General features: G+C 60.3%; 33 protein-coding genes. 1 reads left to right on the top strand and 32 read right to left on the bottom strand.

Annotation, left to right across the window (positions count from 1 at the left end; all coding sequences use genetic code 11):
* Positions 1 to 49 precede the first annotated feature (49 nt).
* From RVM24_RS00895 to RVM24_RS00865, 7 genes are all read right to left on the bottom strand, one after another.
* Complete coding sequence (locus RVM24_RS00895; RefSeq protein ID WP_431474813.1) at positions 50 to 2,041, bottom strand: hypothetical protein; 1,992 nt, start codon at positions 2,039 to 2,041, stop codon at positions 50 to 52.
* Between the two features lie 2 nt (positions 2,042 to 2,043).
* A complete protein-coding gene (locus tag RVM24_RS00890) occupies positions 2,044 to 2,637 on the bottom strand; it encodes a YmfQ family protein (protein ID WP_431474812.1) in 594 nt (197 codons plus the stop codon).
* A complete protein-coding gene (locus RVM24_RS00885; RefSeq protein WP_431474811.1) occupies positions 2,625 to 3,686 on the bottom strand; it encodes a baseplate J/gp47 family protein in 1,062 nt (353 codons plus the stop codon). Before RVM24_RS00885 ends, RVM24_RS00890 begins: the two co-directional genes overlap by 13 nt.
* Positions 3,687 to 4,136, bottom strand: coding sequence for a phage GP46 family protein (locus RVM24_RS00880; RefSeq protein ID WP_431474810.1), 450 nt, complete (start codon positions 4,134 to 4,136; stop codon positions 3,687 to 3,689).
* Positions 4,133 to 4,861, bottom strand: coding sequence for a phage baseplate assembly protein V (locus RVM24_RS00875; RefSeq protein WP_431474809.1), 729 nt, complete (start codon positions 4,859 to 4,861; stop codon positions 4,133 to 4,135). The genes RVM24_RS00880 and RVM24_RS00875 overlap by 4 nt, the downstream gene beginning before the upstream one ends.
* On the bottom strand, positions 4,852 to 5,892 hold the full coding sequence (locus RVM24_RS00870; protein WP_431474808.1) for a phage baseplate assembly protein: 1,041 nt from the start codon (positions 5,890 to 5,892) through the stop codon (positions 4,852 to 4,854). Before RVM24_RS00870 ends, RVM24_RS00875 begins: the two co-directional genes overlap by 10 nt.
* A 142-nt stretch (positions 5,893 to 6,034) precedes the next feature.
* Entirely contained in the window at positions 6,035 to 7,198 is a 1,164-nt protein-coding gene (locus tag RVM24_RS00865; RefSeq protein ID WP_431474807.1) for a DNA circularization protein, read from the bottom strand.
* A 34-nt stretch (positions 7,199 to 7,232) separates the two neighbouring features.
* On the opposite strand from RVM24_RS00865, the gene RVM24_RS00860 reads away from it, so the two are divergent.
* Positions 7,233 to 7,679, top strand: coding sequence for a hypothetical protein (locus RVM24_RS00860; protein WP_114435518.1), 447 nt, complete (start codon positions 7,233 to 7,235; stop codon positions 7,677 to 7,679).
* An 8-nt stretch (positions 7,680 to 7,687) separates the two neighbouring features.
* Here RVM24_RS00860 and RVM24_RS00855 read toward each other — a convergent pair whose 3' ends face one another.
* From RVM24_RS00855 to RVM24_RS00735, 25 genes are all read right to left on the bottom strand, one after another.
* Positions 7,688 to 9,523, bottom strand: a complete 1,836-nt coding sequence (locus RVM24_RS00855; RefSeq protein ID WP_431474806.1) for a hypothetical protein — start codon at positions 9,521 to 9,523, stop codon at positions 7,688 to 7,690.
* 107 nt (positions 9,524 to 9,630) lie between these two features.
* The gene (locus RVM24_RS00850; protein WP_431474805.1) at positions 9,631 to 10,011 is read right to left on the bottom strand and encodes a phage tail assembly protein; all 381 of its coding nucleotides are present in this window, start codon (positions 10,009 to 10,011) and stop codon (positions 9,631 to 9,633) included.
* Entirely contained in the window at positions 10,011 to 10,364 is a 354-nt protein-coding gene (locus tag RVM24_RS00845) for a phage tail tube protein (RefSeq protein WP_431474804.1), read from the bottom strand. The genes RVM24_RS00850 and RVM24_RS00845 overlap by 1 nt, the downstream gene beginning before the upstream one ends.
* Positions 10,365 to 10,412: 48 nt before the next feature.
* Positions 10,413 to 11,903 (bottom strand): phage tail sheath subtilisin-like domain-containing protein, encoded by a 1,491-nt coding sequence (locus RVM24_RS00840; RefSeq protein WP_431474803.1) that lies wholly within the window; start codon positions 11,901 to 11,903, stop codon positions 10,413 to 10,415.
* Positions 11,904 to 11,906: 3 nt separating this feature from the next.
* A complete protein-coding gene (locus RVM24_RS00835; protein ID WP_220269777.1) occupies positions 11,907 to 12,107 on the bottom strand; it encodes a DUF2635 domain-containing protein in 201 nt (66 codons plus the stop codon).
* A 5-nt stretch (positions 12,108 to 12,112) separates the two neighbouring features.
* The gene (locus RVM24_RS00830) at positions 12,113 to 12,649 is read right to left on the bottom strand and encodes a phage protein Gp37 (protein ID WP_431474802.1); all 537 of its coding nucleotides are present in this window, start codon (positions 12,647 to 12,649) and stop codon (positions 12,113 to 12,115) included.
* Positions 12,646 to 13,107 carry a phage virion morphogenesis protein gene (locus RVM24_RS00825; protein WP_431474801.1) on the bottom strand — a complete coding sequence of 154 codons (462 nt, stop codon included), beginning with the start codon at positions 13,105 to 13,107 and terminating at the stop codon, positions 12,646 to 12,648. The genes RVM24_RS00830 and RVM24_RS00825 overlap by 4 nt, the downstream gene beginning before the upstream one ends.
* Positions 13,104 to 13,520, bottom strand: a complete 417-nt coding sequence (locus RVM24_RS00820; RefSeq protein ID WP_114435512.1) for a gp436 family protein — start codon at positions 13,518 to 13,520, stop codon at positions 13,104 to 13,106. The genes RVM24_RS00825 and RVM24_RS00820 overlap by 4 nt, the downstream gene beginning before the upstream one ends.
* A gap of 1 nt (position 13,521) precedes the next feature.
* Positions 13,522 to 13,971 (bottom strand): HI1506-related protein, encoded by a 450-nt coding sequence (locus RVM24_RS00815; RefSeq protein ID WP_431474800.1) that lies wholly within the window; start codon positions 13,969 to 13,971, stop codon positions 13,522 to 13,524.
* A gap of 81 nt (positions 13,972 to 14,052) precedes the next feature.
* Positions 14,053 to 14,973, bottom strand: a complete 921-nt coding sequence (locus RVM24_RS00810; protein ID WP_431474799.1) for a Mu-like prophage major head subunit gpT family protein — start codon at positions 14,971 to 14,973, stop codon at positions 14,053 to 14,055.
* A gap of 11 nt (positions 14,974 to 14,984) precedes the next feature.
* The gene (locus tag RVM24_RS00805) at positions 14,985 to 15,386 is read right to left on the bottom strand and encodes a hypothetical protein (RefSeq protein WP_431474798.1); all 402 of its coding nucleotides are present in this window, start codon (positions 15,384 to 15,386) and stop codon (positions 14,985 to 14,987) included.
* A complete protein-coding gene (locus tag RVM24_RS00800; RefSeq protein ID WP_431474797.1) occupies positions 15,386 to 16,405 on the bottom strand; it encodes a phage protease in 1,020 nt (339 codons plus the stop codon). The genes RVM24_RS00805 and RVM24_RS00800 overlap by 1 nt, the downstream gene beginning before the upstream one ends.
* A gap of 273 nt (positions 16,406 to 16,678) precedes the next feature.
* On the bottom strand, positions 16,679 to 17,953 hold the full coding sequence (locus RVM24_RS00795; protein WP_431474796.1) for a phage minor head protein: 1,275 nt from the start codon (positions 17,951 to 17,953) through the stop codon (positions 16,679 to 16,681).
* A complete protein-coding gene (locus RVM24_RS00790; RefSeq protein WP_431474795.1) occupies positions 17,953 to 19,521 on the bottom strand; it encodes a DUF935 domain-containing protein in 1,569 nt (522 codons plus the stop codon). Before RVM24_RS00790 ends, RVM24_RS00795 begins: the two co-directional genes overlap by 1 nt.
* Positions 19,521 to 21,035: a terminase large subunit domain-containing protein gene (locus RVM24_RS00785; protein WP_431474794.1), complete on the bottom strand. Its 1,515-nt coding sequence runs from the start codon at positions 21,033 to 21,035 to the stop codon at positions 19,521 to 19,523. Before RVM24_RS00785 ends, RVM24_RS00790 begins: the two co-directional genes overlap by 1 nt.
* Entirely contained in the window at positions 21,035 to 21,583 is a 549-nt protein-coding gene (locus RVM24_RS00780) for a DUF3486 family protein (RefSeq protein WP_023011798.1), read from the bottom strand. Before RVM24_RS00780 ends, RVM24_RS00785 begins: the two co-directional genes overlap by 1 nt.
* A 3-nt stretch (positions 21,584 to 21,586) precedes the next feature.
* Positions 21,587 to 21,886: a VpaChn25_0724 family phage protein gene (locus RVM24_RS00775; protein WP_114435504.1), complete on the bottom strand. Its 300-nt coding sequence runs from the start codon at positions 21,884 to 21,886 to the stop codon at positions 21,587 to 21,589.
* The gene (locus RVM24_RS00770; protein WP_421864367.1) at positions 21,883 to 22,236 is read right to left on the bottom strand and encodes a DUF2730 family protein; all 354 of its coding nucleotides are present in this window, start codon (positions 22,234 to 22,236) and stop codon (positions 21,883 to 21,885) included. Before RVM24_RS00770 ends, RVM24_RS00775 begins: the two co-directional genes overlap by 4 nt.
* Positions 22,236 to 22,460, bottom strand: coding sequence for a TraR/DksA C4-type zinc finger protein (locus tag RVM24_RS00765; protein ID WP_421864370.1), 225 nt, complete (start codon positions 22,458 to 22,460; stop codon positions 22,236 to 22,238). The genes RVM24_RS00770 and RVM24_RS00765 overlap by 1 nt, the downstream gene beginning before the upstream one ends.
* A 316-nt stretch (positions 22,461 to 22,776) precedes the next feature.
* On the bottom strand, positions 22,777 to 23,163 hold the full coding sequence (locus RVM24_RS00760) for a hypothetical protein (protein ID WP_431474793.1): 387 nt from the start codon (positions 23,161 to 23,163) through the stop codon (positions 22,777 to 22,779).
* On the bottom strand, positions 23,151 to 23,783 hold the full coding sequence (locus tag RVM24_RS00755) for a transglycosylase SLT domain-containing protein (RefSeq protein ID WP_431474792.1): 633 nt from the start codon (positions 23,781 to 23,783) through the stop codon (positions 23,151 to 23,153). Before RVM24_RS00755 ends, RVM24_RS00760 begins: the two co-directional genes overlap by 13 nt.
* Positions 23,784 to 23,785: 2 nt before the next feature.
* Entirely contained in the window at positions 23,786 to 24,088 is a 303-nt protein-coding gene (locus tag RVM24_RS00750; protein ID WP_421864382.1) for a putative holin, read from the bottom strand.
* A gap of 147 nt (positions 24,089 to 24,235) precedes the next feature.
* Positions 24,236 to 24,439: a hypothetical protein gene (locus RVM24_RS00745; protein WP_431474791.1), complete on the bottom strand. Its 204-nt coding sequence runs from the start codon at positions 24,437 to 24,439 to the stop codon at positions 24,236 to 24,238.
* A 552-nt stretch (positions 24,440 to 24,991) separates the two neighbouring features.
* Entirely contained in the window at positions 24,992 to 25,177 is a 186-nt protein-coding gene (locus RVM24_RS00740) for a hypothetical protein (protein WP_431474790.1), read from the bottom strand.
* A gap of 8 nt (positions 25,178 to 25,185) precedes the next feature.
* Positions 25,186 to 25,590, bottom strand: a complete 405-nt coding sequence (locus tag RVM24_RS00735; RefSeq protein ID WP_431474789.1) for a Mor transcription activator family protein — start codon at positions 25,588 to 25,590, stop codon at positions 25,186 to 25,188.
* Position 25,591 lies beyond the last annotated feature (1 nt).

Raw genomic sequence — 25,591 nt, 5'->3', positions numbered from 1 at the left:
GTAGACGGCCAAAAGAAATAAGACTAAGACCCGGAATTATTGAGATTGATTAGGCGTCAATGGCGCCATAAGGTTTCCAGCTACCAGGTGAACCCGAAGCTATACAAACAAATCCAACTTTACCGGAAGCTACGGGATCAGCATCGCGGACAATGTCTCCACGCCGCCACGTTCCGGTTGTAGGGGCTGAAGAACCAAAAGACTCCCGGTGAAAACCGCCAAAACCCTGCGGGTCCGGCCCCCGTGACTCTTTTGTCGGATCGTAGTTATACTCGTTGCCGACCACATTATCGACCAGAATCCGCTCCTGAAAGTAGGTCCCGCTGGCTAAGTTGTTAACGCCGAACCGAGCTTTATTGGTAGCGACAGAATAGCGATCTTGGCGATAGCTACACCCGCCACCAACAATAGGAGATGTCGCTGTAGGCGCGAAGTGGAAACCGTCATAAGTAGCGTCCGCGTTCTGCCCAACATTATGTATTCGAGCGTTTTGGATCTCAGCGTAGGCGGAATCTAAAAAAATGCCGTGACCCCCGGCGCCCAGAATTTTAACGCCGTCCACCATGTAAGCGGCGGCCGATCCTTTTAGTGATATCGCAGCAACCGAGCTCAATTCAGGACTGAACGGCTGTATAATCTGCCCCCCGCCGACCATAAAGCCCCGTCGTGAACCAGTGATGCCATGACCTGAAGAATCAGCATCGACATAACCACGAACAGCCCGGCGAGACGGAACGCCGGCTATTTCAGTACCTGATGCATAGCCTCGGAAAAGTTCTACAGAGTCGTCCGCATGCCCATCCTGAATCAATACGTTCTGAATGTTGGACGCAGGGTCGATAAAGATGATCGCCGCGCCTAGATCACCCACACGACCGATCGAGTGATATCGGTTCGCAAAAAATTCAAGGTCGCGTACGTCCGAGCCGCCCAGATGTGTGTACTCGAAAACTCGCTGCGCAATCGAAAAAGTGCAGCCTACAGCTTTAAAATTCCTAAGCGGTTGGTCCTTAACGGAAAAAAACACATTGGCCCCGCTGAACCCACAGTTGAAGTAGTAGTGATCGGCGTCAGTCGTAGCCATCGCCAAATTAAACAAAGTTTGCGTTACATCGCTTCCTCTCGCCGGGATAGTGCCGACCCCTTTGAATTTCATGCCCTCCATTAAAAGACCGTAACCGGTAAACGTCATGCTATCGCCGGTTGTGTTTTGGAACTGAATCAGAGCCTTGTCAAACGACCCCGCCCCGGCAGTACCTCGCATTGACAGCCCTTTGATATCCGCCGTGATTCCACCATCTACACACGCATACCCTCGGCTAGGGAATTCAAGCTCAGCACCATTAGGGAGCCCAGCCAGAACTTCTTGGAAAACGGCTTTATTATAAGCAGCGTCGGAAGCTTGGCCCGTCCATTTAATTTTGTTTTGCATGTCCACAATAAGTGGACCGTTCTGTAGAGCCGCCGCTGTGACGCTGTATGCCGACACGTTACCATTAGGATTGTTATACGCGTTTAGGGCGGGCTCATCGTCAGCTGCACCATCAAAAACAGCTCCAAAATCTCTGGCTGTTTCTGCGCGACCAGTGCGCACGTAGCAGCCAGTTCCGCTTCCTGCCGCCGCAAAATAACTACCAAAGTTACCAGGCGCAGTAAGATCGACGAGTTTTTGAGGATCAATAACTGTTCCTCCATCATGTTCTGTTTTGGCTTTATCCTGTTGCCAAAAAAACAAGCCACCCCCAAATTCATACCCAATCCAAAAGGCTTTAACATGTACAGATTGCCCGTCTTGAAGCGAGAGAGACGCCAGATCTGCAACACTGTCGACTTTGATAGGACGCTTCCGGAAAATTTTTAATAACTGGCCAGAGTCTAATTTATTCAACTCCAAACCCTCTGCTTCTATCGCTTGGGACAACTCTTCCTGAACAGCATTCAGCCATTCATCGGTAACCAAAGTCGCACGTGTTCCGTTAGCGGGATCGCCCTCGGTAAACTTGTTGTCTTGCGTCGCCCCTGGACCATCAATACGAAACATGTCTATTCCCCATAACTGAAGTTAACTACGGTATGTGCAGGCTTGAGTTGCTCTATTGGGCACTCCAACTGGTCTTCGCCCCAGCTGCGCACAGGTTCGCCGGCGGCGCTTTGGCCGGCGCTAAATTCAACTACGGCAGTTTCCGCCGCGTTTACCATCCAGTGGTGCAGCCATTGATCGTTGGTCAGGCTATCGCCTGCGGCTGAAAACCCTGCCCTGAAGGGGCGGTATTCGGTGATCGTTACCTGGTAGCCAAGGCTTTTGGCCAGTTCAATAAAATATGCCGGGCTGGCGCCACCTACGCGGATGAGCTTGGAATGGGCTGCCAGTCGCCTTTCCTGGATGGTCTCGGGAAGCGTGTCGCACGGCCCTGGTAGCGCCAGAAGGCGCTCCCAGTCGGTCAGCAATTCGTTGGCGCTTTCCGGGTTGCCTTCCTTGACCAGGTCATGGAGCCGGCCGTCCAGGCGGGCGTATTCTTCTGCCAGTGCCTGCAGTAGCAGCTGCCAATTGCTGTCTGACTGATTCGGCAGGGCCTGCCCTGGGGGCGCCAGCGCTGTCAGCTGATTGCGGTATTGATCAGCGGTCAGGCGGTCCATGTGAAAACCCCGGGTGTGGCTATTTCATTGACCAAGTGCGTGACATCGGCCGTAGGACTGACAAGCGTATGGCGGCTTTCGCCGGCGGCCACGTAGATGATGCCGTTGAGCTGGCTCAGGTAAATGGTGGAACCAGGCTCTGTCTCGCGGCGCAGGAAGTCCCGCACAGCAAGTTCGATGCGGTCACGAACAGTCTGGGTGTCGGGTACGATCGTTATTTCCAGGTTCAGCGGTACCGCAACTGGGGCGACCACGTACGGCACTGAGGCCACCGGCCGCACTGATTCGATGTATTCCAATACCGCGTCGACGACTTCGGTTGTGGGCGTGCCATCGGCCGTGGCTTCGTCGGTCATGATGCGGGTGGTGACGGATCCGTTTTCCAGCTCGTTTGGATAGACCCAGGCCCTGGTCACATCCGGATGGCCTTCCAGGGCCCACTGGATGTAGTCGTCTCTGCTGCCACCATGTGGTGGTCGCTGGATGCGGGCTAGGAGCCGTTCACGCAGGCGTTCTTCCGTTTCTGGGTCGGTACCGCCAGTCAGACCTTCAGCACCAACGGTTGCGGTGCCTTCCACGCCTGAGGGGCTGCTGACCAGTTCCAGCTCGGTGCCGGCGTCCTGGTTGCCGTCTTCTCCGGTCTCCGTGGCGGTAACTGAAACTATAGCGGTGCCAGCGGCGATGGTGACTGCCGCATCCGTAAGGTACTCGGCGCCATTCTTGGCCTGCAGGCGGGTGTCTTGGGGAATGACGACATCATCATTACCCGCAAAGGTCACATCGCCTGTGGCCGTTGTAGGATCCACTGCAGGCACTCGCCAGATACGGGCCCAGCGCTGCAGGTATTCGGATTCAGCGGTGTCTGGGAACAGCTGGGTGGCCAGGAAATCCAGGTACCCATAAACGCCGTGGATGCCGCCGGCCTCGATGTCGGCCAGTACACCCAGGAGGGAGCGCCGCAGTTCCGGCTGAGCACCAGGCAGGCGTGCGCGGATATCGGCACGGATGCGCTCCTGGAGTTCACTCAGTGACGGACGTTCAAACGGCATTTAAAGGCTCTCCCAAAGGTTGTTAAAGGTCTCTTCAATGGCCTGGCCATCGCTGCGAATAATTCGGATCTTCATGCCCAGGCGATCGGTGGCTACCGTCTCCGCTTCCACCTCGATGGTGTTGGCGATGCCGTCTTCGCGGAGCCATTCCAGGGATTCGGCGGCATAGGTCTCGGCCCGGCGACGAACCTCGGCCAGGTTCTTCTCTCGGGACAGAAGCCAAAGGCGGGAACCGAAGCGATCGCCACCGGCCCTGGCCAGCATGTCTGCCCACCAGCCACGCCGATCGTCGCTGCCATCTGGCAGGACATCGCCCGGGTTTGCTCGCCGATCGGTGAGCAGGGACAGCACAACAGCGGTGCGCAGGCCGTCGTCTGCGACCAGGTCGCCGCCGCTCAACTGGATATCGATGCGGCCGTCAAAGCCCGGATGGAGTGCGATATCGGTCATTGCGCTGGCCCTGTGGTTCCGCCGGAGTCACCGGGATGGGTGTGGCCTTTGAGGGAAATATTGTCCGCTTTAACGTCACCGCCATTGATCTGCATGTTACCGTCGACACTGGCGCCAGATCCTCCACTGACTGCCATACCACCTTGGCCCACAATGGCACCCTGCACGGTCAAGGCACCTGTAATGGTGACCTGTGGAGTGTCCAGGGTGACGCTCGCAGTAGCGGTCACATTGGCGGTGTCACACTGGCCAGTGATCTCCGGCGCCGTGGCCGCAATCTTGGTGGCGGCGTCGACGTTCACGGATCCGCCGGCGCTCACGTTGGCGTCGTTGCCCACAACCACTTCCAGGTCCTGGCCGACGTTCACCTTCACGATCCGGCCCCGCTTCATGTGGATGTAGTCGCCCTCGTCGGTGTAGAGAGCAACCTCGCCGTTCTGCAGGTTCTTCATCCGGTACCGGCGGTCATCCACCGCGATGGCCACCAGGTGGCCACGGGATCCGCCAACGGCTAAAGCGATGGCTTCGGCTCCGTCCAGGGGGCGGCAGGTAAAACCGTATTGCTGGAATCTTTCCATGGCGGCTGTCTCGCCGGCCAGAAGATCCATCTGCACCACCTGGAGCTTGCGGCCGTCGTCAGACAGCCGCACAACACCTCGGGAAACAATCAGGCGCAGGCGGCGCCAGACAGGAGCCAGCAGGCGGACGATGTCTCTCATCCCCATACGGATTCCTCCTCTTCCGGCTCCGGCTCTGCGGTCAGATCCCAGGCCGATGGCGGTACCACCTGAACCTCGGCGCGCTCGCCCTGGCCATCCAGCACAAGCTGAACGCCTTCAATGATCATGTCGTCCTGGATGCCCAGCCAACGGTCGCGCACGGACGCCTCAAAGCCAGGCGTCCACAGGCCGCTGCCATGGCGCCAGCCGGCCACGGTGTAGGTCAGCCCACGGCCACGGCCGCGACGGCGGCGTGTTTCGTTCTCGGCACGCTGCCGGCAGCCGGCCTTATCAACTGGCGTGTCAGCAACGATGACTTGGGTGCGGAATCGAATAACGGGGTCGGTGGCAGTGCCTTCCGGGCTGGAGGCCTGCTCACCTGAAAGCAGGTCATCACCGGGCTGCTGGCCCTGGACGATGATCTCGGAGAAGCGGTCCCGCACCGAGAAGCGGCCGGAGCCTTTGCGGATGTTCTCACCCAGCGCCAACGCGGTATCGATTCGGCCACGGGGTGGCTTGGTAATTACCAAACGGCCCTGGGGGTCACACACGAAGATAACCGCCCGGTACCGGCCCATCTGTTCCAGGGCTTCATAGTAGGGCTGGCCAGCCTCCACGGCCGGGGCCTTGATCGGCGCACCGGTGTCGGCCTCCACCACCACCTCAATGCCGAACGGCTCGGCCAGCTCACGGGCAATGGCTTCCAGCTTGCGGGGTTTGCTCCAGGTCTTGCGGCGGGAGGAACAGTCCACCAGGTCGGCGGTTTTGGAGCGGCCGCTGACCACCAGGCTGTGCTGATTGGCATCGTAGGCGGGAAGTACTTCGTCGACGTAGCCGGTGATCACCAGATCGTCATCGATAAACACCTGGCATTCGGCACCGCTCCGGACCGGCGCTGGCTCGGTGGATTCGCTCCACTTTTCGGTCAGGGAAAGCTCGAAACGGTCCGCCACCTGGTTGAGCCCACGGCGAATATTCACGGTGGTCCAGCCGCCGTGTCGATTACCGTCAATGAGAAGTTCAACCCGTGAAGACATAAGGCCCGCTTGCATGTGACCCCCGGCGCGGGCTGGTCGCCGGGGGCCTTCAAAAAACTCTGGTAATCAGCCCGTAGAGTAGGTTTAATGGTGGCCTGATCACGCAGTAGCCAAGGGCCTGAAGCCCTTCAGCCTTGTTTCCTTATTCCCCCAGTACTTCCAACGCCTCACCCGCCGGTACCCGGCCCGGGTGTGCTACCCGATTGCGGCTTATCAGCTCATCGGCCCGGCCTGCGTCTCCGTAGAGTTTCTGGGCAACCACCAGAGCGGGCAGGGGCTGCTGCAGGGTCACCGATCGCAGGCGGGGAAGCTGGGCCCCGCGCTGTTCCAGATCCCGAACTACCGCCGCCCGCACGGCCGTCAGGCTGGCGTAAACGTCATTGGCCGGGACAAAGTCGGAGGTCAGCTGCAGCTCGATACCGGCGGTTATCGTGTCCCTGGCGGCAATGGCATCATCCGCTGCCAGCCAGTCCGTGGCGGCCGCCACCTGGGCAGACTGGAGAACGGCCGCACGGCGAACCAGGTTATTGCCGGCACGGATGGCCGCCATCTGCAGCTGACGCGGTACCGGATCCAGCGGCGAGGTTACCGGTGGCTCGTCGCCAGCGCTGAACAGGTCATCGTAAACACCCAGGGCACGGCCCGGCTCGTTCACCAGGTCACGAACCGTGGCAATGCTTTCCAGAATCTGTGCGCCCAGCTCGGCCGGGCTGCGGATCAGTTCCGATATCGGGCCGGTGACATCGCCTACGGCGCTCTCGATCCCTCGGAGGGCGTTCTGCAGGCCAGTCTCAATAGCCGCCACACGATCAGTGGCCAGCTCCAGGATGTTGAAGTTCTCTTCGAAGTCATCGAGGACGGCCTGTTCAGCCTCGGCAACGGTACGTTGCACCTGGCGTTGAGTATCCTGAGTAACACGAGGCAGACGCGGCTCGTCGTCGGCACGCACCACCGTGAAGGAAACCCTGGCAATGCCACCCTCGCGGGTGCTCTCGCGGATCCGCATACCACCAACCAACACCACCTGGTGTGTGCCGTAGTATGGATGCACCAGTTCACCAGCGCCTGGTGTTTCCGCTGCCTCGACAAGGCGCTGCCGTGCCAGGTCGTAATCCGGGCCGATCAGGAAGCCTTCAACCTGCCATTCGCGCTTGTTGCGGCCGAGATCTTCGGCGTAGGGCTGATCCCTCAGCGGGTATTCATAAACTTCCACCCTGCGTCCCGGCGTCTGGCTGGTGCGCTCCAGGTGGATCTCTATGCCACGGAAGGTGGCCACGGCTTCGCCGATACGATCAGACCAGGGCATGTGCTAGGCTCCTCTTATTTGCGGAGAAATAAAGATGTCCCGAACCTTCATCCTTTTGCTGGCTATAGTCCTGGTACCCGTCTCTTACGTGGTCGGCTCCGCCGTTATGGAACCAGAACCTGATTTTGAAATTAATATGAGCGAGCGCATGTCGGACAGCGAGATAGCCATGGCTACGGAATGGCTTCAGGATTTCAGAGACAGCTGCCCGACGCTCTTCACCAAACTCAAAGGGCACACTAGTAATGCCAGCGTTGAGGTTTGGGAAGCCATGCCGTACCGCGCAGAACAGTATGGTTGGGAAAAGGAAGTAGTCTTCTCTGTGAAAATCAGCAACGATTCCAGAGTTGCAAGCGGCCATACCGTCACCTACCACATCAGCAGGAACGGCACCCCGGGATGGCTCACTCAGAAATCCCAAGGCGCTGAAGCTTGTGGGAAGAACGCCACTTCGGGCAGTGAGACGTTCGTGGGCTTCTAATAAATTATTCACGGCATCAGGCCTGATATACCAAGATCAACATCCATATCAGGCCCGCCATCACCCCGAGCTGGCGTAACCGCAGTTACTCTGCCTTCCTGGTTAACCTCTATCTTCAATGTGCCGGCATCTCGTCTGTCATTAAATTCGACGGCCCTCTGTGCCTCGTCATTGCCGAAGAATGCGAGTGTCCTGGCCACTGCCTCACCAATCGAGTCACCAATCTTTCTTCCAGTTTCGGTGCCTTCGATCAGCGTCTTATTGATCAGCGTTCCCACGCCGTAACCAGCAGCTCCAGCAGCACCAACGGCCAAGCCCGCTGTACCAATAGCGCCGGCGCCAAGCGCTCCAATAGATCCAACCGGAGCCCTGCCCAAGTTACGCATCGGGTTGAAAATTCGGCGAGACCTGGCAGCAGCGCCCCCGCCTCTGGGACCACGACGGCCCGCGCCGCCCTGGCCACCGACACCTGGTTGGTTTACCACATAAACCGGGATCGGAGCCTCGCCGGAAGCCAAGCCACCGAGGGCACCCCCGACGCCACCACGGCCTCGGCCTCGGCCTAGAACCTTTCTACCGGCACTGAAGACATCGGATCCCAGCTTGCCAAGGAAGCGGCCACCCACCGCGACACCAAGACCACCGAGGGCAATGCCGCCAATCTTCAGCCAGCGATCCACGGTTTCGGGGTCAAGGCTATTCAATGCGTCAGCCGCCGATTGCACGGCTCCTGTTAGGTTGTCATCTGCAAAGTTGGTCCAGGCCGACGTCAGGTTCCGCATCGCACCTGCCATGGTGTCCGCCGCCCTGGCGGAGTCGTTCATGGTGGCGGACCCATCGCCCTGGACGTCCATGAACTTCTCCAGGCTGTTAACCGAGCCAGTTCGCATGAACTCACCGGCTGCGGCGTTGAAAGCCCGCATCGCCTCGGCATCGAATACGGAGGAAAGCCGAGTGGTCTGGCCGTCTACAGCCTGGATAATCTCGACCATCAGCTCATTGATGGGCCTCAACACCTGGCGGCCTTTTTCCAGCTCCTTTGGGTCGAATACCTGGATGCCACCAGCTTGCAGCGACTTTACCTTGTCGGCGTTCTGGAGTGTGCGCAGTAACGCCTCAAAAGCGGTTGCAGCCTGCTCGGAACTGCCGGTGCCCATCCGGATAACCTGCAAGGCGGCGCCCATTTCCTGTATGGCTCCGGCGCCTTCACGCCCCATGGCGGTGTATGCCGTAACTACCCGTGGACCGAGAGAGGCAAGATTCTGCAGGGTGAAGGCACCTTGCTTGCCTTGTTGATTCAGAGTGTCCAGAACCCGGAGGATCTCACCTGAGTCCTTGATGTCCATCTTCTGGAACTCGGCCATGATCTCGCCGATGTTCTGGCCAGCTGCGCCAGTGGCCGAGATGGCCAGACCGATGTTGCGGATGTTCTGCTGGGCGAATTCCAGGTCGCCGGTCTTCTCGACGATGGATTCGATTGCGCTGGTGATCTGGGATGGATCAACGCGGATATCCGGGGCCCGGGCGGTCTCGAAGATCTTCCGGCGCAGGCCTTCCATTTCCTCTTCGGACTTGTTGGCCTGGATACCCAGTCGGGTGAATCTCTCTTCCATCTGGGTCAGAGCACGCAGTGTACCGATACCGGCGGCGCCGGTGATCAATGCGGTGTAGCGGTTGCCCATGGCATCGAGGCCGCGCCCGAGCATCTGAGCAGACCGGCGCACTCGACCTAACTGGCGCTCGCTGTTGCGGCTGAACTGACCAACGGCCCGGCCATAGCGCTCAGCCCGCTGTTCAAAGTTTCCGGTCAGGTTCAGAGCGACGCTGGCTTTCATTTCACTCATGGGTTTCGCTCGCGATTCGGAGGGTGTTTATAAGGCGGCGAAGGGGCAGGCGGTCGATGTCATGCGGGGCCCAGCCGGTGGCTCGGGCGACCCGCACAGTCACACGTTCAAGATTTGGCCTGGCCCTCATCAGCTCGCCCCCGCTGCGCCACCTCGTGGGACGCAATGGAGGTAATCACGGCCTGTTCCAGTTTGCTGCACTCCTCGTGCAGCAATTCCAGATCGACAGGGTGCAGCTTGCGCATTTCCGCCAAAGAAAGCGGGCCTTCCACATTGCCGATTTTGGCGATCTGCCGGCGCAATGTATGGATCCCGACAGCGCTGGGGCTGGCCACCAGTTGCGGACCTTCCTCTGTGTGTACCACACGCTCAGAATCTGCCTGCGCATCAAAGATGTCACCGGCGGTCAGCTCCCGGATCACTGCCGTTTTCTGGGTTTTATCACCCACCACCAGGCCTATCTCCAGCTCAACAGTTACCTCAGCCATTACACGCGCTCCAGTGCCAGGCCGGACATCTCAAGCTGTACGGATCCGTTACCAACGTCCAGCGGGGTTGGCGATGTGGTAAATGCACCACGCAGCATCCAGGTCTGGCCGGTGTCGGTGTCCAGGATGATGGTGGCGTCGGTCAGGCTCGACAGCCGCACGATGTCGGTGTCTGCCGTGTGATGCACCACCACGCTCAGGGTGGGCGCTACCGGATTCTCGGTATAGCCCACCGGTTTGCGGCCGTTCATCTTGGCCTCTCGCTCGAATCCCCCCGGGTTGAGGGTGCCCTTACCATCGGTCAGCAGCTCTTCACCACCTTCCCGAATCTTGACGTTGCCAGTGATCTTCATAACGGAGTTACTCCTGTCTCAAACCGGTTTTACGGAGCCCTTAAAGGCTCACTTCCGGAACTGTGTCTGCATGGCGTGGATGCGGTACTGGCCAACCAGCTTGGGTGAATCAATAACGTTCAGGCGCCCCGGGTTCTGGGTGTCGATCGCTGCATCCAGGGATTCGGCATAGCCCTCGTAATCCTGCGCCCAACCCCGGCTGAGGAAATCCCGGTACAGGCTAAGCAGCTCGGCCTTGGCCACGTTGGGTGTGACGATTGGCTGGCCTGCGCCAAAGTTATCGGCATCGGCATCCTCTGCCAGCTTGTGGCGCGGGAAGCGTTGCAGGATGCGGGCGCGCTGGTCGTAGCGGATCCGCTCCAGGGTTTCTGCCACGTTGATGTCCAGGTAGGAATCCGACGGCACACCGCTGTCGGTCTCCTGGAAGGTAGTTACCTGGCGCTCAATGCTGACGGTGCCATCGTTGGCCACCTTAAAGGTGGCGATGCCGTCGTAGAGCAGAAGGTTGCGCTCGGTATCGGTGAAGCGATCGGCTTCCTTCGGGCCCAAGATCAAGGGCAATTGCAGGGTCTGCAGCGGCCGGGCCGGGTCGATCGCCAGCGCCTGGCCAGCGACGGCCGCATTCACTGCACACCACAACCAGGTGGGGCTGATGGCCTTACCGGTGCCCATCACCGTCAGATGAGGGCTATTGTGGTTGCCCCCGAAGGTGCCAGTCTCGCCGTGGGTGCCACGGAACGCAGCAAAGGCGCGGCCGCCAATCTGGCGCATCGGGCCGAAGCGGTCGTCCAGTTCGTCCTTAAGCGCCGTCAGGTTCGCCGTATCCGTGTAGGGGCAGGCAATCCAGTTGTACTGTTCGGGGCCCAGTGCAGCGATCGCGTCGACAAGATCCGGGTTGCTGGCGCCACCGGTCATTTCAGTGATGGTCGGAGTGACACCGGCAATGCGGTCTTCACCCAGGGCGGCAAACCGAATGTCGATATCGTTGCCCGTTTCGCCAGCCCAGCGGCATTCCAGGTCTACTTCCGAGGTCTCCACACCGTTTACCGTCGCGGTTACAGGAAGTCGGGTGTCCGCGTTGATGGCATCAGCCAGGGCCTGGGCAATGGCGGTTCCATCATCGCCCACGGCCACGCCGATACGCACGCGGTAACCGGCAATGTACAGCACCATGGCGCCGGCGGCGCTGGCACTGCCTGCCAGGGCAATTTTGCCAGTGGACTTCACACCACCAGAACCTTCGTCGACGTCGTCCAGGGGAAGCGCCCAGGTTTCCAGGTACGGCTGGGCATTCAGAGAATGGCGCAGCATTTCGGCCAACATGGAGCCCCGACCGTAGTAGCGTTCGGCTTGCTCGGCGTTGGTGACGCGCGACAGCTCCAGGGCGTCACGCTCACCCGTGGTCAGGCGTTGGCCCATCACCAGGAGGCGGCCCTGGAAGGCGGAGTTCCCTGCCAGGCGGTCATCGAACTCGATGTAAACACCAGGCACCCGCAATGCGGCGGGGATTTGGTTATAGATACCGGCACTGATCTCCATCTTTTATGCCTCCTTCTCGGTGGATTTGGCTTTCGCCTTCGGCTTGCGCGGGGCCTGAGCGGCCACCACGTCCTGGTCCCGCAGGCGACGGCGCCAGAACGAATTCAGCGGTACATGCGCGCCGTCTTCCGGTAGCGGTTTGCCGTTCTCCTGGCGGATACGCAGGCCTTCACGGGGTTTCACGTAGATGGTTTCTTTGCTCACAGTCATTACTCCTGGGGCAGTTCAACCCGGTCTTCGGCAACCGGGCCGTCACCCACTTCATGGGTGGCGGTATAAAGGGTGAAGTCCGCCAGTTCGGCGATGTCAGACGTGCGCAGGCTGACGGCTTGCTGCCAGCTAACTGCCCACAGGGCCATGCCGTGGCGGTCGACCTGGCCGCTGTATAGGTTCTCGGCGGCCACGCGCTGGGGGTTCTGAGTGTTGTCCAGTTGCCAGGTGTTTTTACGGACCAGCCGCAAGAGGGCCTCGGACAGGTCCAGGGCGGCAACATCCCGCGTGGCCTGGGGCGTGTCACGTGTGACCAGGTACGCAACCCAGCGCACCTCGGCATTGTTTGTGGGGCCATCGGCAATGGCCGGTACCGACACAGCCGCCACCAAAACCGCTGGGGCTTGCTTGCTCCAGCGCTTCAGTTCGTTCAGGTCAAACCGCCCACCGTGCGCTTCGCAGGTATACAGGTCCGGCAATGCCGTCTTGATGGCTGCAACGATCGCGTCCCGCGTCAGCTTGATGTCACCGCTCATGCTGCCTCCAGGTGTTTGTCGAGCCAGCGATCGGCCACGGCTTCGATCTCGTCCAGGTTGTCCTGGGAGAAGCCCAGGTATTCACGGGCTGGAATTCCAGCAGGGCCCGGCGCCATGTCCGGCGTGCCGCCGTGCTGGTGGATGGCGGCGTAGACCAGGTTGGAGCCGATCAGCGCTTCGTCGCCTTCAATCTCACTGGTGATGCTGTCAACCAGGTTGCCCTCGCCCTGGAGCAGGGACTGGCCGCCGTGGCGGGTAGCGGCATAATCAGCGCTCCAAGCCTGCCAAGGCTCTCCGGCCGGCGACTGTTGTTCTTCGTTGATGCGTTTGCGAGTCTGGCTTTCGGCCACGCCTGCGAGCTGCTCCAGCAGCCCGCGGCGGTCGATTTCTCCCAGCTTGGCAATCCGCTCCTGGAGTCGGGCTACGCTGGCCAGGTCGTACTGCACACCGATGCTCATGTCAGCCTCCGGTCACGGCCCCAGCGGCGAGTGCGGGAGGTAATCTGGGGTTTGATGCTGACCGGGCTTTGCTCCTGGATGCCCAGGCTGACTTCGCCCTTGGCGATGCGGCGAAGCAAGGCAATGGCGTTGTCATAGCGTCCGCGCCGGTGTTCGGTGGCGGTGTCCGCCTCCGGTGACAGCACATGGAAGGCAATGTCTACAGCCAGCTTGGTAAGGATGCGCGGCACCTTGGGCAGCGGCAGCTTGTACTGCTGACCCACGTAGGTGTCGATCTCGGCATCGGCGTCCAGCAGCGCCTTGTCGACAACGTCCGTGTCCATCTGGCCGTCCCGGTCCCGATCGGACGCCACGAGAACGGCGTCGTTCCCAAAGCGGTCGATCAGGTCCTGGAGCGTGGCGTAGACAGCCATATCAGTCTTCCTGACCTACCGGGCGAACCACCAGGCGCGGCTCTTCCTGGATGGCTTGGAGCTGCTCGTCGGTCAATCGGCGAACGTCCAGAATCCGTTCAGTACGGCTGAACTCGAAGCCGGCACGACGGAAGCTGGGCGTCATGGACTTCACCGCGATGCGCTTGGTGCCTTCCTGCGCCGGCGCTGGATTGCCCTTTTCCTTGCCTGCATCGTCTTCCGGTTTCGCTTGCGGATCCTGGGTGTCGCCATTGTCGCCCCCGTTATCCGCCGGTGAAGCCTGCTCGCTTCCCGCAGTGTCCTGAACCTGGTTGTTGTCTTCGCCCTGAGCGTTGCTTTTGACCTCAGTGGCATCTGTTACCGGGGCGTTATCCTTCTCGGACGCATTGCCCTCGGCGGCCTTAGTGGCCGGTTTGGTGGTTTTTGCCTTGCTTGTCTTGGTGGCAGCCATGGTGCCCTCCCAATGCTTGTTCGGTTTTAAAAATGGCCAGGCACAGGCCCGGTCATTTTCAGGTCACGCTACACCTGGCGTTTAGCCAGCTCCGGTAGAGCCGTAGGCCATCTGCCAGAAGCTGAAGCCAGCAGCGCCACGCGCCTCCGCGCCGTACCGGTACTTCTTCTGCAGGAACACGCTGTCGCTGTCCATGTTGGTCTGGGAGACGAACACGGGCGCCTTGCGCTCCTGGAAGATGAACGGCTTCACCGGCTTGGTTGTGTCCAGCAGGAACCAGGCGGTGTCCGACGTCAGGCGGGAGGAGACAACCACTTCCGCCGCGTTGCGGTACGGGTTGGGCTTGCCATCTTCCAGCCGCTCGACACTCATCAGTGCGGTGGCAGTGTCTTCAAGCGCCGGCGGAACCAGCAGGATGTTGGGCTTGATGTTGAGCGGGCGCTCCTCATCGTCCTTCATCTTGCGCAGCGCCGTGCGCGCGGCACCGAAGCTGGCTTGCGCCGCTGCCAGAGTGGCAAAGCTGAGCGCGGCGATGCCTTTATTGGAAACACTGACGGTGCTGCCATCTTTCTTGCCGACCGGGTGATCGGTATCGAAGAACGGCTGGCCGTCGTAGCCCAGTTCCACGAAGCCGGCATTCACCAGGTCGAATACCAGCTCGTCCGGCAGGTGAGCAGAGCTGTAGCCGGCCATCTCCGCTTCCGGGCCGTAGATGCCCAGGGTGTCGTCCTCGATGTCGTTGCGGTCCACCTCGATGGTGGCCTCAAAGTCATCGTTGATGATGGTGTAGCCCTGGCCCTTGAGCTGTTTGACTACCTTCTCCCCAACCCATTTGCGCATGGCCGGGAAACGCTCCATCCACTTGTAGCGGTTTTCTGAGGAGGACGAGGTCACCTTCATGGCGATCTTGTCCCACTCCGGCTCGGCGGCCTGGAGGGCGCGGTTGTACGTGGTCTTCAGGTTGAAGAACACGCCATCGAGTGCACTTTTATTAACAATCACTGATGCTCTCCTTATTCGACCCAGACGCCAGAGGTTTCGACAGCCAGCACTGTTCCGGCGGCGGAACGAGTCCCGGTGGCGTCAGTGGCGGCGACGGTCTCGTCGTCCAGGATGTAACAGGTTTTGCCGACCAGGGACTGGTCGACGGGATCGGCATCGGCGTTCTTCCAGAGGAAGGCCTTGTTGCGACGGACCAGAACGATCTCATCGCCGTTGGCGCCGGCGCTGTTGTCGACGTGTTCATCGGCACGGCCGATGTAGGTCAGCCCGGTAGCGGCTGAGCCAGCCACCAGGAAGCCAGCGGCGTTGGTCGCAACCAGCGCGCCCTGGAAGATTTGCGCGCCTGCGGCGACGGCAAACGGCATTACCTCGCCGTCGCGAACCGGGGTCATACGATCCTTGGTAAGTGCCATCAGTTCACACCTCCGTATTTCTTGAGGTCCTCTTCAGAGTTGCCCATCATGCCGGCAATCTTGAGGGTCTCGGAGTTGAGTGCCTTATCAGCGCCCGGGGTCTTGCGACCGTCCAGGCCGGAATCACCGGTAATGGCCGGGGCACTCTCAACAAACGTCTTGAAGCGCTCCAGGCCACCCTCGGTGCGGCACTGTGCTTTGTGGTAGTCCACGGTGGCCGGCGCGATCTTGCCGTCTTCCAGGGCCTGGTTGATGGCGGTTTCGATGGCCTCGTCCTCGCGCTCCTTCTTCAGGGTGTTCAACGTTTGCTCCGCATTGGCAGCGCGTTGCTGTGCCTGGTTGAAGTCGGCGCGGGGCACGTACTTGTCGAGACTGGGAGCGATCTCCCGGTTCTTTGCTTTCTCCAGATCTGACTGGACTTGATTAAGGGCAGTGATTGCCTGCTCCTCAGTCGCATCCTCGGGCAGACCCAGCTTTTTAAGCAGATCTTTCCACACGGGGAATTCCTCCTGGTGGGTTTGCTGGTTTAGAGCCTTTAGCTCCAGGTTGGGTTGGTTGGTCAGGCCCGCACTGGTGAACCGAACTATCTGACGCTCATCGCGGGTAAATAGAAATACGGGTGAGAGGTAGCGGTATTCTTTGCGCTTCAGCTGGCCTGCGGCTTTCTCGGTCCACTCCACACGACCCCATACGGTGCCGTCACGCACGGCCAGCTCCTTGACCCAGCCAGCAGCTGGTGCCTCTTGGCCGTTCGGAGCGCGGTGCTCGCTGGCGTGCTCCCAGTCAATCACTAGATCAAGGCCTCGCGCTGCAAACTGATCAACGATTGCCTGCGGATCCCGATTGCGCCATGTGCGTCCGTCCCGACCCAAGACAATGTCACCGGCAGGAAGCAGCTCGATCCATTCAGGGATTTCCCCAACTGGCAGCTCAACGTTCATCGCCAGGCGCTGGCCCGGTGTCGGTTCGGTGTTCAGGGCCTTGGCAAGGCCGGTGCGGAGTGCGTTTGTTTTTTCCATGCCGCCAGACTAGCGACAGCATAGGCAGCGCAATGGCCTGAAGGGGTTCAGGTAAAGAATCAATCAGGAGGGGAAGAAAAACCGGAACCGGGGCGGTACCGGTGAAAACAGATTATCGGACTCGGCCTGCGGTTGGCAATCGCCGAGACCGCATTTAAAGCCCATTTAAAAACGACGGTCAGGGTTTGACCCCGGCCATGGTAGCTCTCAGCGCTTTAACGTCCTTCTAGCGCTTCTGAGAGCGTCCTACGGCGTGAGCAAAACTTGACCAGATCAGGGCTGTTCTGAGGCTCGGATCACCTGGCCGCGACTGCGGGCCTGTTCCAGGTCTTCGTCGGTGGCCACACGATAATCGGTGAGGTATAGGCGCTGGTTGTCATCGCTGCCCCGAACCGTTGCCAGCCACCAGGGACTACCGGTGTCACCCTCACGGCTTCGGAATACCGTCAGCTGGTCATCGTCCTGAGCGATCAGTATACCCCGGTTGATCACGTCTGGCAGCTGCCAGTAATCCTCGACAGCCAGGCTGTCCGGATCCGGCAGACGACCAGGTGCTAGGCGGACCACTTGTGTGTCCGCACCCAGGGCCGTCTGTGCCCGGCGCTCGATGATGCCAGCCGGCAGCTCGCCGTCCGGGCGGCGCACCCAGTCCGGCAGGATCGGGCTGTCCATCACGTCCCGGGTGGTGGCCCGTGCCAGGCGCTGGTCCACGGTGTCCAGCTTCCCGGTCATACGGTCGCGCAGTACCCGCACACGGTCCTGCCCCGGGTTGCTGGCCCAGGCAGGGTGCAGTCCCTGGTCCACTTGGGTGATCTCACCGGTGCGCTTATTGGTGAAGCTGACGGTACGGGTGGGCGGCGGCTCACGGCGGACCGGAATCGTGCGGCGCTGGCGCCGGCCAGTCGGCAGACCAGTTTCCGGGTCCGTCTCAATCTCGGCCAGCGGATCCTGGATGCCTTCACGCTCCATGCGTTCGGCTTCAACCTCCGACACCTGGCGTACCCGGCACTTGCAGCCGTAGCCGTTGGGCGTCATGTGGTCCCGCCACCACGGGTGGTCCACGGGCAGCAGCGTACCCGCCCAGGCCACATGCTGTTCCCGGTGGTTCTCGCTGGGGCCCAGCTCATAGAGCAAGTACGGCTGGGTTTCCTTGGTGCGCTGAATGCGCTGCCACTGGCCTGCCGATCGGGCGCTGCGCAGGTTGGACTGGTAGATGGTCTTCAGCCGGCGCGGAGATCCGAGCTGCACCCGGCGACGCTCGCCAGTGTTCGGGTCGATTTCGTCCTTGATACCCCACCAGCCTTTCTCCTGGAGCTTGGGTTTCAGCTCCCGGGAGAAGTCGCGGAACGTCTTGCCCTCGGCCAGTGCCTCGTCCAGCCCGGCTCGGACTTCGTCCAGGATGTCTACTTTCATGGCTTTGGCCACGGTGAACGCATGGGCGTGTTCCCGGCCCCACACGTCCTGGTAGTCGAACCCGACACGCAGATCCTTGTCGCGGAAATACGCCAGGGCGTCACGCGGTACCGGGCCAGCTTTGAAGTTGGCCATCAGTCATCCCTCGCATCGCCAAGGCCCCGGGCCTTGAAGGTGCTGGATGCCAAGCGGCGGACCAGTTCGGTCTCATCCATCTCGTCGAGTACTTCACCCAGGCGGGCCAGGAAGTCCTCCTCATTGCCGCCTTCGTCGGCCACACGCCGCGCCAGGCGTTCGATAGGATCCACCAGTGGCGCAAGCTGTACCTCCCAGTCATCCTCCGCCTCGGCGATTTCCGCAAAGTCCGGTTCGCTTTCGGTGACCACGGATTCCCGGTTTTGAGCGGTCTTTAAAAACTGGTTACGGGCCGATTCAACGGCGGTTACAGCCTGCTGCTCAGGCATGAGGATATCCGCATCCTTGGCCGGATCCGGCAGGCCCAGCTTGTCGGAGATCACAGAGCTTTCCACTTTCAGGCCGAGCGGTACCAGATCTTTCAGCGCCGCGACCAGCTGCTTGAGATCTTCCGGCTCCGGTACGTGGATCCGCAGATTCGGGTACCGGCGCTGAACACCGTAGTTCAAGTCGATGAACGGCTTGACCAGGTCACGATTCAGGCTCACGCCCAGGTGGCGTGCGTCGGCCCGCTGAATGTCCTCGCGCACGTCGTTGTGAACGGTGGCCTGTGCCTGGCTGGAACCGTCATCCGTTGTCATGGTCTGGCCCAGCACCGCCTTGCTGGTCTGTTTGTCGATCCACTCGGCCAGGCCCTTGAAGAGGTCGGCGCCGCCCTGGGTGTTGGCGATCTCCTGGAACTCGATCTTCATGCCCTCAGGCAGGATGGCGGCCGCGTCCGACCCCAGGTTGGCCACGGCCGCGCGCAGGATGTCCACTTCCTCCGGCTTGGCGCTGTCGTTGTAGCGACCCAGGCGCAACGGCATGCCGAATACCTCGGCAAACGCCAGCCAGTCCGTCAGCGTGTAGCTCTTCGCCATGTAAGACACCGCCACAAGGCGGGCCAAACCACCGCGTAGCGGGATGCCTGCCTTCAGCCTGGGGCGGTGCACGATGAACTTGTACGGGGCCAGGGGCACGCCCTGGGCGACGTTCTCGGGGTCAATCAGGCGCAGCTCTCGTCCCGTGGCCTGGTCGAACCGGAAAAAGCGCGGATCCCGCCAGACGTATTCCCGTGGCCACCACTGGCCGCCCCGGGTGTTCCACATGATCTCAGCCACTGAATAGCCCTTGCCCAGGGCGTCCAGCAGATCTTCAATCAGATCCCCGAACACGGCATCGCGCACCAGGTCTCGCACGGCATCGGCCAGGCGCACGTCCGCCGGATCGTCACTGGCTGATTCCACCACTACGTCCAGGCCGCTCACCGCTCGCTTGCGGGTGCCAAGCACGGAAGCATAGTGCGGTTCCCGCTCTTCCATTTCCTCAGCCAGGGTCAGGTAGTCGTGGCCGTCGTTGTTCTCGGCCGCCCGCAGGATCATTCCCAGGCGGTCCGGTGTCAGGTGGCTGGCAATGCCGTTGTGCCACACCTGGCGAACGCCGGTGAGCGATGGCGCGGCCAGCTCTTTCTTCAGCTCGGCCTTCCGGATCGGACGGCCGTGTGCGTCCACAATGGATGATTCGGCCATTACAGCAGTCCTCCTCGGTTACGGAACCCGGCGGTGGCACGCACCGGCCGATGGTGTGTGTGGTCAGGGCCGGTGCGGATGGCTTCGTAGCCGTACTCCAGCGCGCCCTGCTGGAAGCTGGCGTAGTACGCCATGGCCAGAGCGATCGCCGAGTCACCGTGGCGCTTCTTGTCTTCGCCCGTCTTTGCGTCAGGTAGTTTGGGAATCCCCTTAATCACCTGCAGGGCGCGCAGGTCATCGAGCACGTCGCTGTCGCGCGGGATCTCGATACCATCGTCCTCGAATGCAGCCTTGAACTTGGGCATGTTTTCCAGGTACCAGGACTGCGAGAGCATCACCGCCTCGATGCGATCGGCGCCGTACTCATCGACGGCCTGTTCAGCCAGGTATTGGCCGTTACCCCGAGCATCGAGCGCGCCGTACTGCAGACCGGGCAAGCGATCAGCGATGTAGAACAGTACCTGTTCCTGCTGCTTGAAAGGCACATTGCGCAACTCGACCAGGAATGGCACCCGGCGCTTGAGCTGCTGGGAGATTGCCATGGGCGCAATACATGTGAGGTCTCCGCTGCGGGCGAAGTCCTCACCAAAGCAGTGGCGGTCTTCCGGGTTGAGCCCCTGCAGCAGCGGCAGCAGCTCATGCTCGCACCAATCGCGCATCTCCGCGTTGCGTAAGTGTTCCGGCCAGGCGTTGAAATCCGCCGTGCCTTCGTACCGCACCACCGGTGCCTCAACCATTCGAGCCTCAATCAGCGCCCGGGAGATGTAGGCACCGCCGCCGGATTTCGGAACACAGTAGTACTCCTCCAGGGCGTCCTCGCGGGTGGCGGTGTCCTTCAGCAGGTTCTCTTTCCACTGTTTCTCGGCGGCCGGGCTCCATTCCTTGCCACGCACCTGGCAGATGCGCTTATACAGGCCCTGATCACAGGCATCATCCAGGGTGAGCCGGTGCACGCTGTAGCGTTTCTTGCCGGCACGGCTGTCCTGGATCAATTCGTTAAAGAGGTTTTCCACCCCGTTGTGCGTGCTGATCAGGCGCACCTTGGCGCCCCACATCGTCAGTGCCAATGCCGCCTTGAGTACTTCTGCCAGCTCCGCATGGAAGGCGGCCTCGTCGATGGTGACGTTACCCTGGCGGCCCCGCAGGTTGCTGGGGCGACTGGACAGCGCCTGGATCTTGAAGCCGCTAGCGAAGTGGATGTTGAAGGTGAGGATGTCCTTGTCCTCGTCACTCAGAACTTCTTCCTGGACGGTGGAGGCGGCCTTGTCGAAGGCCCGCGCCCACATGGCGCAGGCGTCGATGAATTCGATGGCCATCTCTTTGTTGGAGCCAACGTAGAAATGGTTGGTACCGCCGGCGGATTTGGAGGCGCTGGCTGTCAGTACGGCGTCTGCGGCTTCGCCCCAGGTCAGGCCGGTACGGCGGCTCTTCTCGGCGATCTTGAGTTCGGAATCGTCCTCAATCCAGGCTTTCTGGTACGGCAGCAGTACAGAGTCCGGCAGTTCGGTGGCCATCAGGCAATCCCCAGGATGTCACGCTTGATGGCGTCGATGGATTCGCGGGTCATGCCCTGGCTGGCCATACTGGTTTCTGCCGCATCCGCAGCTTCCCTGGCCACTTCCTGGCGCAGTTCACGGGCCCACTTCTTCTGGCCGAGGGACACCCGGCCGATATCGGCCAGGGCGCGGGTCACACTGCTGAGGTGCTTGGCCGCTTTCTCCGGCTCGTGTTCAGCCTTGCGCATGGCGATGGTGATTCGCAGCAGCTGGTCCTGCACGATTCGGGCGGTAGCGTCGATAAGATGGCCGCTTTCGTCTTCATTTTCGGCGGTCATGGCCTTGGCCAGTTCCGTGGTTTTGCGGACATCACCCATGGCTTCCTCGAACTCCTCCTGGAGGCCACGGCCGTAGCGATGAACTGCGGAGCGGGAGAGCTTGAAGCCGCGCTCTTCCAGCCAGTCGGTCAGGCCGTCGTAGTCCTGGAAGCCGGTATTGACCAGCCGTTCGTTCAACTCCTCTCGGAGATCCTGAGGCAGATCGTAAATCTTTGAGCGCGGCGGCATGGCTTACGCTCCTGGCAACGGGCGAGCGACACCTGGAACGCGTGCGCGGCCTTCGGCAACGTCGGCACCACGGCTGGTCAGGGTGGCGATCCAGCCGGCCCGAGGCTGCTGGCAGATCACCAAGCCCTGTTCCTCCAGCCAGGCCAAGTCTGTGTGCAGCACGTCCTTGCTGACGTGGTGGCCGTAGTTGCCGCCCAGCTCGTCGTTCAGGCTGTACTCATTGGAGGTAAACTGGTTTCGCCGATGCAGGATGCGGAGAATCCCCAGACGACGGCCTTCGGTCTGAAAGTCCTGGTAGCTCATTGGCCCTGGCCTCCTTTATTGTTGAGCAGGTACTGGTTCACCATCGAAAGCTGATGGGAGAGCCCACGCATTTGTCCGATAACGCCGGAAAGGTCGCCCGCCACGTCGTTAAGGCGGTCGTAAACCTTCGATAAATCCCCATGCGTTGGCGCGTTCTTCAACTGGCCCTCCACGGCCGCCACCCGGTCTTTCAGGTCGTCGTAGTCCTCCTTTACCAATTCGATCGCGCTGGCGTTTGCCTTGGCCTTATTGGTGATGTGCTGGTAAACACCCAGCGCCAATATCGCGGCCACCTGAAGAAAGTCCATCCAGAACCGGGCCGCACCGTAATCCACACTCGATAAATCCATCACTTCCCCCTGCGGTCATGGTCTGTCTGGCATTCCACGCAACGCACGGCATCGGCGTTTGCCTGCAACCGAGCGAAGCTTAGGGGACCATCGCAGTCCAGGCACAACCGCTGGCCATTAATCTCCAGCGGCGCCTCCAGATGACATTGCAGGGCCTGTTCAATACCGGCCCGCGTCAGTCGCTCAGTCAATGCCTGAGCCTCCTCGTATGATTTCTCATCCATCGCCACTACTGATCCTCACGTTCTGAATCGGCGGTATTTTCTTGGTGCCTTTCTTTGCATTTCTCGTTGCGCTGCCTGGCCCCTGCTAGCTTCTCCCAGCCTCGACCGCCCCAACGATGAAGCCGGGCCACGTAATCGCTCACGTGGCGCTGGGTATAATCTCCGGTTGGTCGTACCGGTTCCGGCTCGGGCTTTGTCATGCCTAGTTTCAGGTCGCATACAACAGGACTAGGCATTCGTTCAGGTGCGGGGATCGGCTTAGGTGTAGTGCCGCAACCAGCCAGAACAAAGGCAAATGCCAACAGAGGCAGCAATTTCATGGCAGATCCTCCAGGGTCTTCCGAAGTACCGGAGCAACAGGCCCATCGTCGCTTTCTGGCGCAGCTGCTATTTGCTGTCTCAGTTCCTGGTAGGCGGCATCCTTCTTTTCCAGCCGGGATTCCAATTCGCGTCTTGCGGCCTCGGAAGCTCTGGCGTCTTCACGCACCTGGTCCAACATCTGCTTTCGGCGCTCCGCCTCTGCCTGCCATTGGCTGAGGCTGGTTCTCAGGTCTGTTGATTCTCCGCGCGCCTCGGCCAGGCGTTCTTCCAGCCGGCCGGTCTGCCAGTCATGCCAAAGCCAGCCGCCGCCCATAGCCAATAAGGCGGCCAATGTGCCACCTCCCAGCCATCGCATAATCACACTGCCGATTATCTTGAACATGGATCACTCCCTTGCCAGCCGGCCCTGGTGTAAAGCGGTGTCAGTTGCAGGAGTATTCGTCTTGGGTAATGGCGATTCTCTCGCTTTGCCCAGTCTGCGCGATTGGTGAAGTGCTCAACGTGGTTCCACCAGAGATCGGGGTTGTGACCGGCGGCCTTGGCCAGTCGCCGGTCACGGCTTACCCACCCTGGGCCACCGTTGTAGCCACTCAGGGTGAAAGCCCAGAGGTCGCATTCAGGAACGTCGCGCGCGTACCACGGCTTTACGCGCTCCATGATGTGGCGGTCGTATCGAACCATCGCTCGCATCGCCCAGCCGGGGGAATACGGCGCGGCCTGGCCAAGGTCGGGGTAAATTTCGGAGATCCAGGTGGCAGTGGCTGGCATGAACTGGGCCATGCCTTGGGCGCCCACCGGGCTGTCAACGCCGGGGCGCCATCCGCTTTCCTGGTGGATTTGTGCAGCATGCACGGCCACGGAGCCATCCAGACCCAGCTCCTGCTGAACAATTCGGGTCAGGTCACGCTGGTAACGATCGGCGTTGCCAGGCACGCCCTGGGCGTTGGCCGGGGCGCAGGAAAACAACAGCGCCGGCAGGAGCAACCACAGGACCAGCCGCATAGTCAGACCCCCAATCCAAGGGCGGTGATCGCTGCGGCCATGATGAGCGCGCGCCGGATCATGCAGCCAATGATCAGCAGTGCGGTGTCTAAATCTTTGTGTTTGATATCGCCGGGGCGGCCATAGTAGAAGATCGTGCGGTCAATCCAGTAGCCAAGGTAGGCACCGGCGGACAGCTTGGTCAGGCTCCAGAGCAGAACGCCCAACTGGTGTGGGTACAGGAAGCCGACGATGGCAGCCATCACGATGGTGAAGATCAGCCAGGGGCCAGCGCGGAATTTGTCGAGAAAGGTTTGTTTATCCATAGCCGCAGGTTAGCGGCAGGGAGGGTCAGGTTTAGGCCTGAAGCCCTTCAGGGGAGGAGGCCCACCCCTGAAAGACGAATGTCCAAAGATTACTCAGGACACCAGCACAAGGCAAGTATTACAGATTAAACAGCCTTTATTGGGCCATTATTTAGGCTGTAACACCCGATCAAAATCCTGCAGAACTCGCTCCGTATGACGGTCCAGGATGTTCAGCAAAACGGTGAATTTATCGCGGTCTACCGCGTGCAGGTCGCTGCCTGGCGTGACCAGATCAGTCACTGCGCTACGGCCAGCTTGCAGTTCGCGCAGTTGGTCCATCAGTTCCCTGGGTGTTAGGTTCTCGGGCATAGATTTCTCCTGTGGTTGAAGATTTGAAAAGAGGATAGTGCGTTTTTTCGGAATCGGAATGGGGAATATTCTAAACCCGCAAAATGTCCGAAATTCGCGCCGTACCCATCTCTCTTTCGGTGTTTCAAAAATTAGGATACAGCCGATTTTCAAACTGCAACCCCAGGAGTAGACACTTGGTACTGCGGAAATAAAGAAAGTTTTGTCATCTGTTGTTTTGATTCTATCGAGCTTATACATCCCAAGTTTTTTCTAATGGCAAAAACTTCTTTTCTCTCCGCCCCGTCGGAAGTCCCTTGTCGCTCATAATCGCAGGAGCGAGGCTGTCCTGGACGCCGGACGCTTCCATTTGCTTGAGCTCAAAGTCAGTTACCTTCCGGATTCGACATTTACAGTATTCATCCAACCTGACCGGGTTTTCTTGGAACACCGGATCACTCGCCAAGTATATTGTCGCTCTCAGATCTGAATGCCTGGAGCAGGGTTCTTTGGTTGGTCCGAGGGCGAACATGGCGTAAGGCATAGCGTTCTCCTTTGGAAAAGCCTTTGAGTTTAGCCTTTTTGACGCAAAGTATTGAGCCTATGCCGCCAATCCTCCCTTTCACTCTGATCTTCAATCGTGGTCAACCAATGCCGGATCCACTGCGGGTGGCGGTTCCGCACCATCAACCATGCTTCATGCCAGCGCTTCTTTTCGCGCTCGATATCGGCCCGGACCTCCGCTGATTGGCTGGCCATGTTATGGCTCACCGGGCCTCACCCTCACTGAACATATCCGCCTGGCGATCGTCCGGCATACCTTCTGAAAGGATCTCCCACACCCGGCGCTCAGTGAGCCGATACCGGCGGGCGAGAACTCTGGCAGAGTCGCCGTCCGCGTGCTCCTGGCGCATGTTCTGATTGCGCACGGCCATGACAGCCGCCTTGGCGTTGGGTACGTCAAGGCGCTCCTGGGCGTAGTGGTGGGAAAGCTTGCGGGCGGCATCGATGCCGAGCAGCTCGGCAAGCGGATGGTCATCCGGCATTTTGGTGGGCACCGTCAGCCGCACGCCGCCGTACTCGCTGACAAGGCTCTGCGTTGCCTGCAGGCCGATCACGTCGACCAGCTCACACAGGGATGGCGGTAAGTAGTCGGTGTCCCAGGTGGTCATA

This window comes from Marinobacter sp. KM021, from assembly GCF_050707965.1.
In the GTDB taxonomy this organism is placed as follows: Bacteria; Pseudomonadota; Gammaproteobacteria; order Pseudomonadales; family Oleiphilaceae; genus Marinobacter; species Marinobacter shengliensis.
This window is presented reverse-complemented; position numbering and strand designations above follow the sequence as displayed.

Bases quoted from the DNA above. Each gene is read 5' to 3' on its own strand.
- RVM24_RS00875 (WP_431474809.1), bottom strand. From the start codon at position 4,861: ATGGGGATGAGAGACATCGTCCGCCTGCTGGCTCCTGTCTGGCGCCGC.
- RVM24_RS00850 (WP_431474805.1), bottom strand. From the start codon at position 10,011: ATGGCTGAGGTAACTGTTGAGCTGGAGATAGGCCTGGTGGTGGGTGAT.
- RVM24_RS00800 (WP_431474797.1), bottom strand. From the start codon at position 16,405: ATGGAAAAAACAAACGCACTCCGCACCGGCCTTGCCAAGGCCCTGAAC.
- RVM24_RS00860 (WP_114435518.1), top strand. From the start codon at position 7,233: ATGTCCCGAACCTTCATCCTTTTGCTGGCTATAGTCCTGGTACCCGTC.
- RVM24_RS00775 (WP_114435504.1), bottom strand. From the start codon at position 21,886: ATGAGCTACCAGGACTTTCAGACCGAAGGCCGTCGTCTGGGGATTCTC.
- RVM24_RS00825 (WP_431474801.1), bottom strand. From the start codon at position 13,107: ATGAGCATCGGTGTGCAGTACGACCTGGCCAGCGTAGCCCGACTCCAG.
- RVM24_RS00795 (WP_431474796.1), bottom strand. From the start codon at position 17,953: ATGGCCAACTTCAAAGCTGGCCCGGTACCGCGTGACGCCCTGGCGTAT.
- RVM24_RS00740 (WP_431474790.1), bottom strand. From the start codon at position 25,177: ATGGCCAGCCAATCAGCGGAGGTCCGGGCCGATATCGAGCGCGAAAAG.
- RVM24_RS00845 (WP_431474804.1), bottom strand. From the start codon at position 10,364: ATGAAGATCACTGGCAACGTCAAGATTCGGGAAGGTGGTGAAGAGCTG.
- RVM24_RS00815 (WP_431474800.1), bottom strand. From the start codon at position 13,971: ATGGCTGCCACCAAGACAAGCAAGGCAAAAACCACCAAACCGGCCACT.
- RVM24_RS00735 (WP_431474789.1), bottom strand. From the start codon at position 25,590: ATGACCACCTGGGACACCGACTACTTACCGCCATCCCTGTGTGAGCTG.
- RVM24_RS00790 (WP_431474795.1), bottom strand. From the start codon at position 19,521: ATGGCCGAATCATCCATTGTGGACGCACACGGCCGTCCGATCCGGAAG.
- RVM24_RS00880 (WP_431474810.1), bottom strand. From the start codon at position 4,136: ATGACCGATATCGCACTCCATCCGGGCTTTGACGGCCGCATCGATATC.
- RVM24_RS00885 (WP_431474811.1), bottom strand. From the start codon at position 3,686: ATGCCGTTTGAACGTCCGTCACTGAGTGAACTCCAGGAGCGCATCCGT.
- RVM24_RS00755 (WP_431474792.1), bottom strand. From the start codon at position 23,783: ATGCGGCTGGTCCTGTGGTTGCTCCTGCCGGCGCTGTTGTTTTCCTGC.
- RVM24_RS00780 (WP_023011798.1), bottom strand. From the start codon at position 21,583: ATGCCGCCGCGCTCAAAGATTTACGATCTGCCTCAGGATCTCCGAGAG.
- RVM24_RS00760 (WP_431474793.1), bottom strand. From the start codon at position 23,163: ATGTTCAAGATAATCGGCAGTGTGATTATGCGATGGCTGGGAGGTGGC.
- RVM24_RS00820 (WP_114435512.1), bottom strand. From the start codon at position 13,520: ATGGCTGTCTACGCCACGCTCCAGGACCTGATCGACCGCTTTGGGAAC.
- RVM24_RS00745 (WP_431474791.1), bottom strand. From the start codon at position 24,439: ATGCCCGAGAACCTAACACCCAGGGAACTGATGGACCAACTGCGCGAA.
- RVM24_RS00805 (WP_431474798.1), bottom strand. From the start codon at position 15,386: ATGGCACTTACCAAGGATCGTATGACCCCGGTTCGCGACGGCGAGGTA.
- RVM24_RS00830 (WP_431474802.1), bottom strand. From the start codon at position 12,649: ATGAGCGGTGACATCAAGCTGACGCGGGACGCGATCGTTGCAGCCATC.
- RVM24_RS00890 (WP_431474812.1), bottom strand. From the start codon at position 2,637: ATGGACCGCCTGACCGCTGATCAATACCGCAATCAGCTGACAGCGCTG.
- RVM24_RS00855 (WP_431474806.1), bottom strand. From the start codon at position 9,523: ATGAGTGAAATGAAAGCCAGCGTCGCTCTGAACCTGACCGGAAACTTT.
- RVM24_RS00765 (WP_421864370.1), bottom strand. From the start codon at position 22,460: ATGGATGAGAAATCATACGAGGAGGCTCAGGCATTGACTGAGCGACTG.
- RVM24_RS00750 (WP_421864382.1), bottom strand. From the start codon at position 24,088: ATGGATAAACAAACCTTTCTCGACAAATTCCGCGCTGGCCCCTGGCTG.
- RVM24_RS00840 (WP_431474803.1), bottom strand. From the start codon at position 11,903: ATGGAGATCAGTGCCGGTATCTATAACCAAATCCCCGCCGCATTGCGG.
- RVM24_RS00785 (WP_431474794.1), bottom strand. From the start codon at position 21,035: ATGGCCACCGAACTGCCGGACTCTGTACTGCTGCCGTACCAGAAAGCC.
- RVM24_RS00870 (WP_431474808.1), bottom strand. From the start codon at position 5,892: ATGTCTTCACGGGTTGAACTTCTCATTGACGGTAATCGACACGGCGGC.
- RVM24_RS00865 (WP_431474807.1), bottom strand. From the start codon at position 7,198: ATGCCCTGGTCTGATCGTATCGGCGAAGCCGTGGCCACCTTCCGTGGC.
- RVM24_RS00770 (WP_421864367.1), bottom strand. From the start codon at position 22,236: ATGGATTTATCGAGTGTGGATTACGGTGCGGCCCGGTTCTGGATGGAC.
- RVM24_RS00895 (WP_431474813.1), bottom strand. From the start codon at position 2,041: ATGTTTCGTATTGATGGTCCAGGGGCGACGCAAGACAACAAGTTTACC.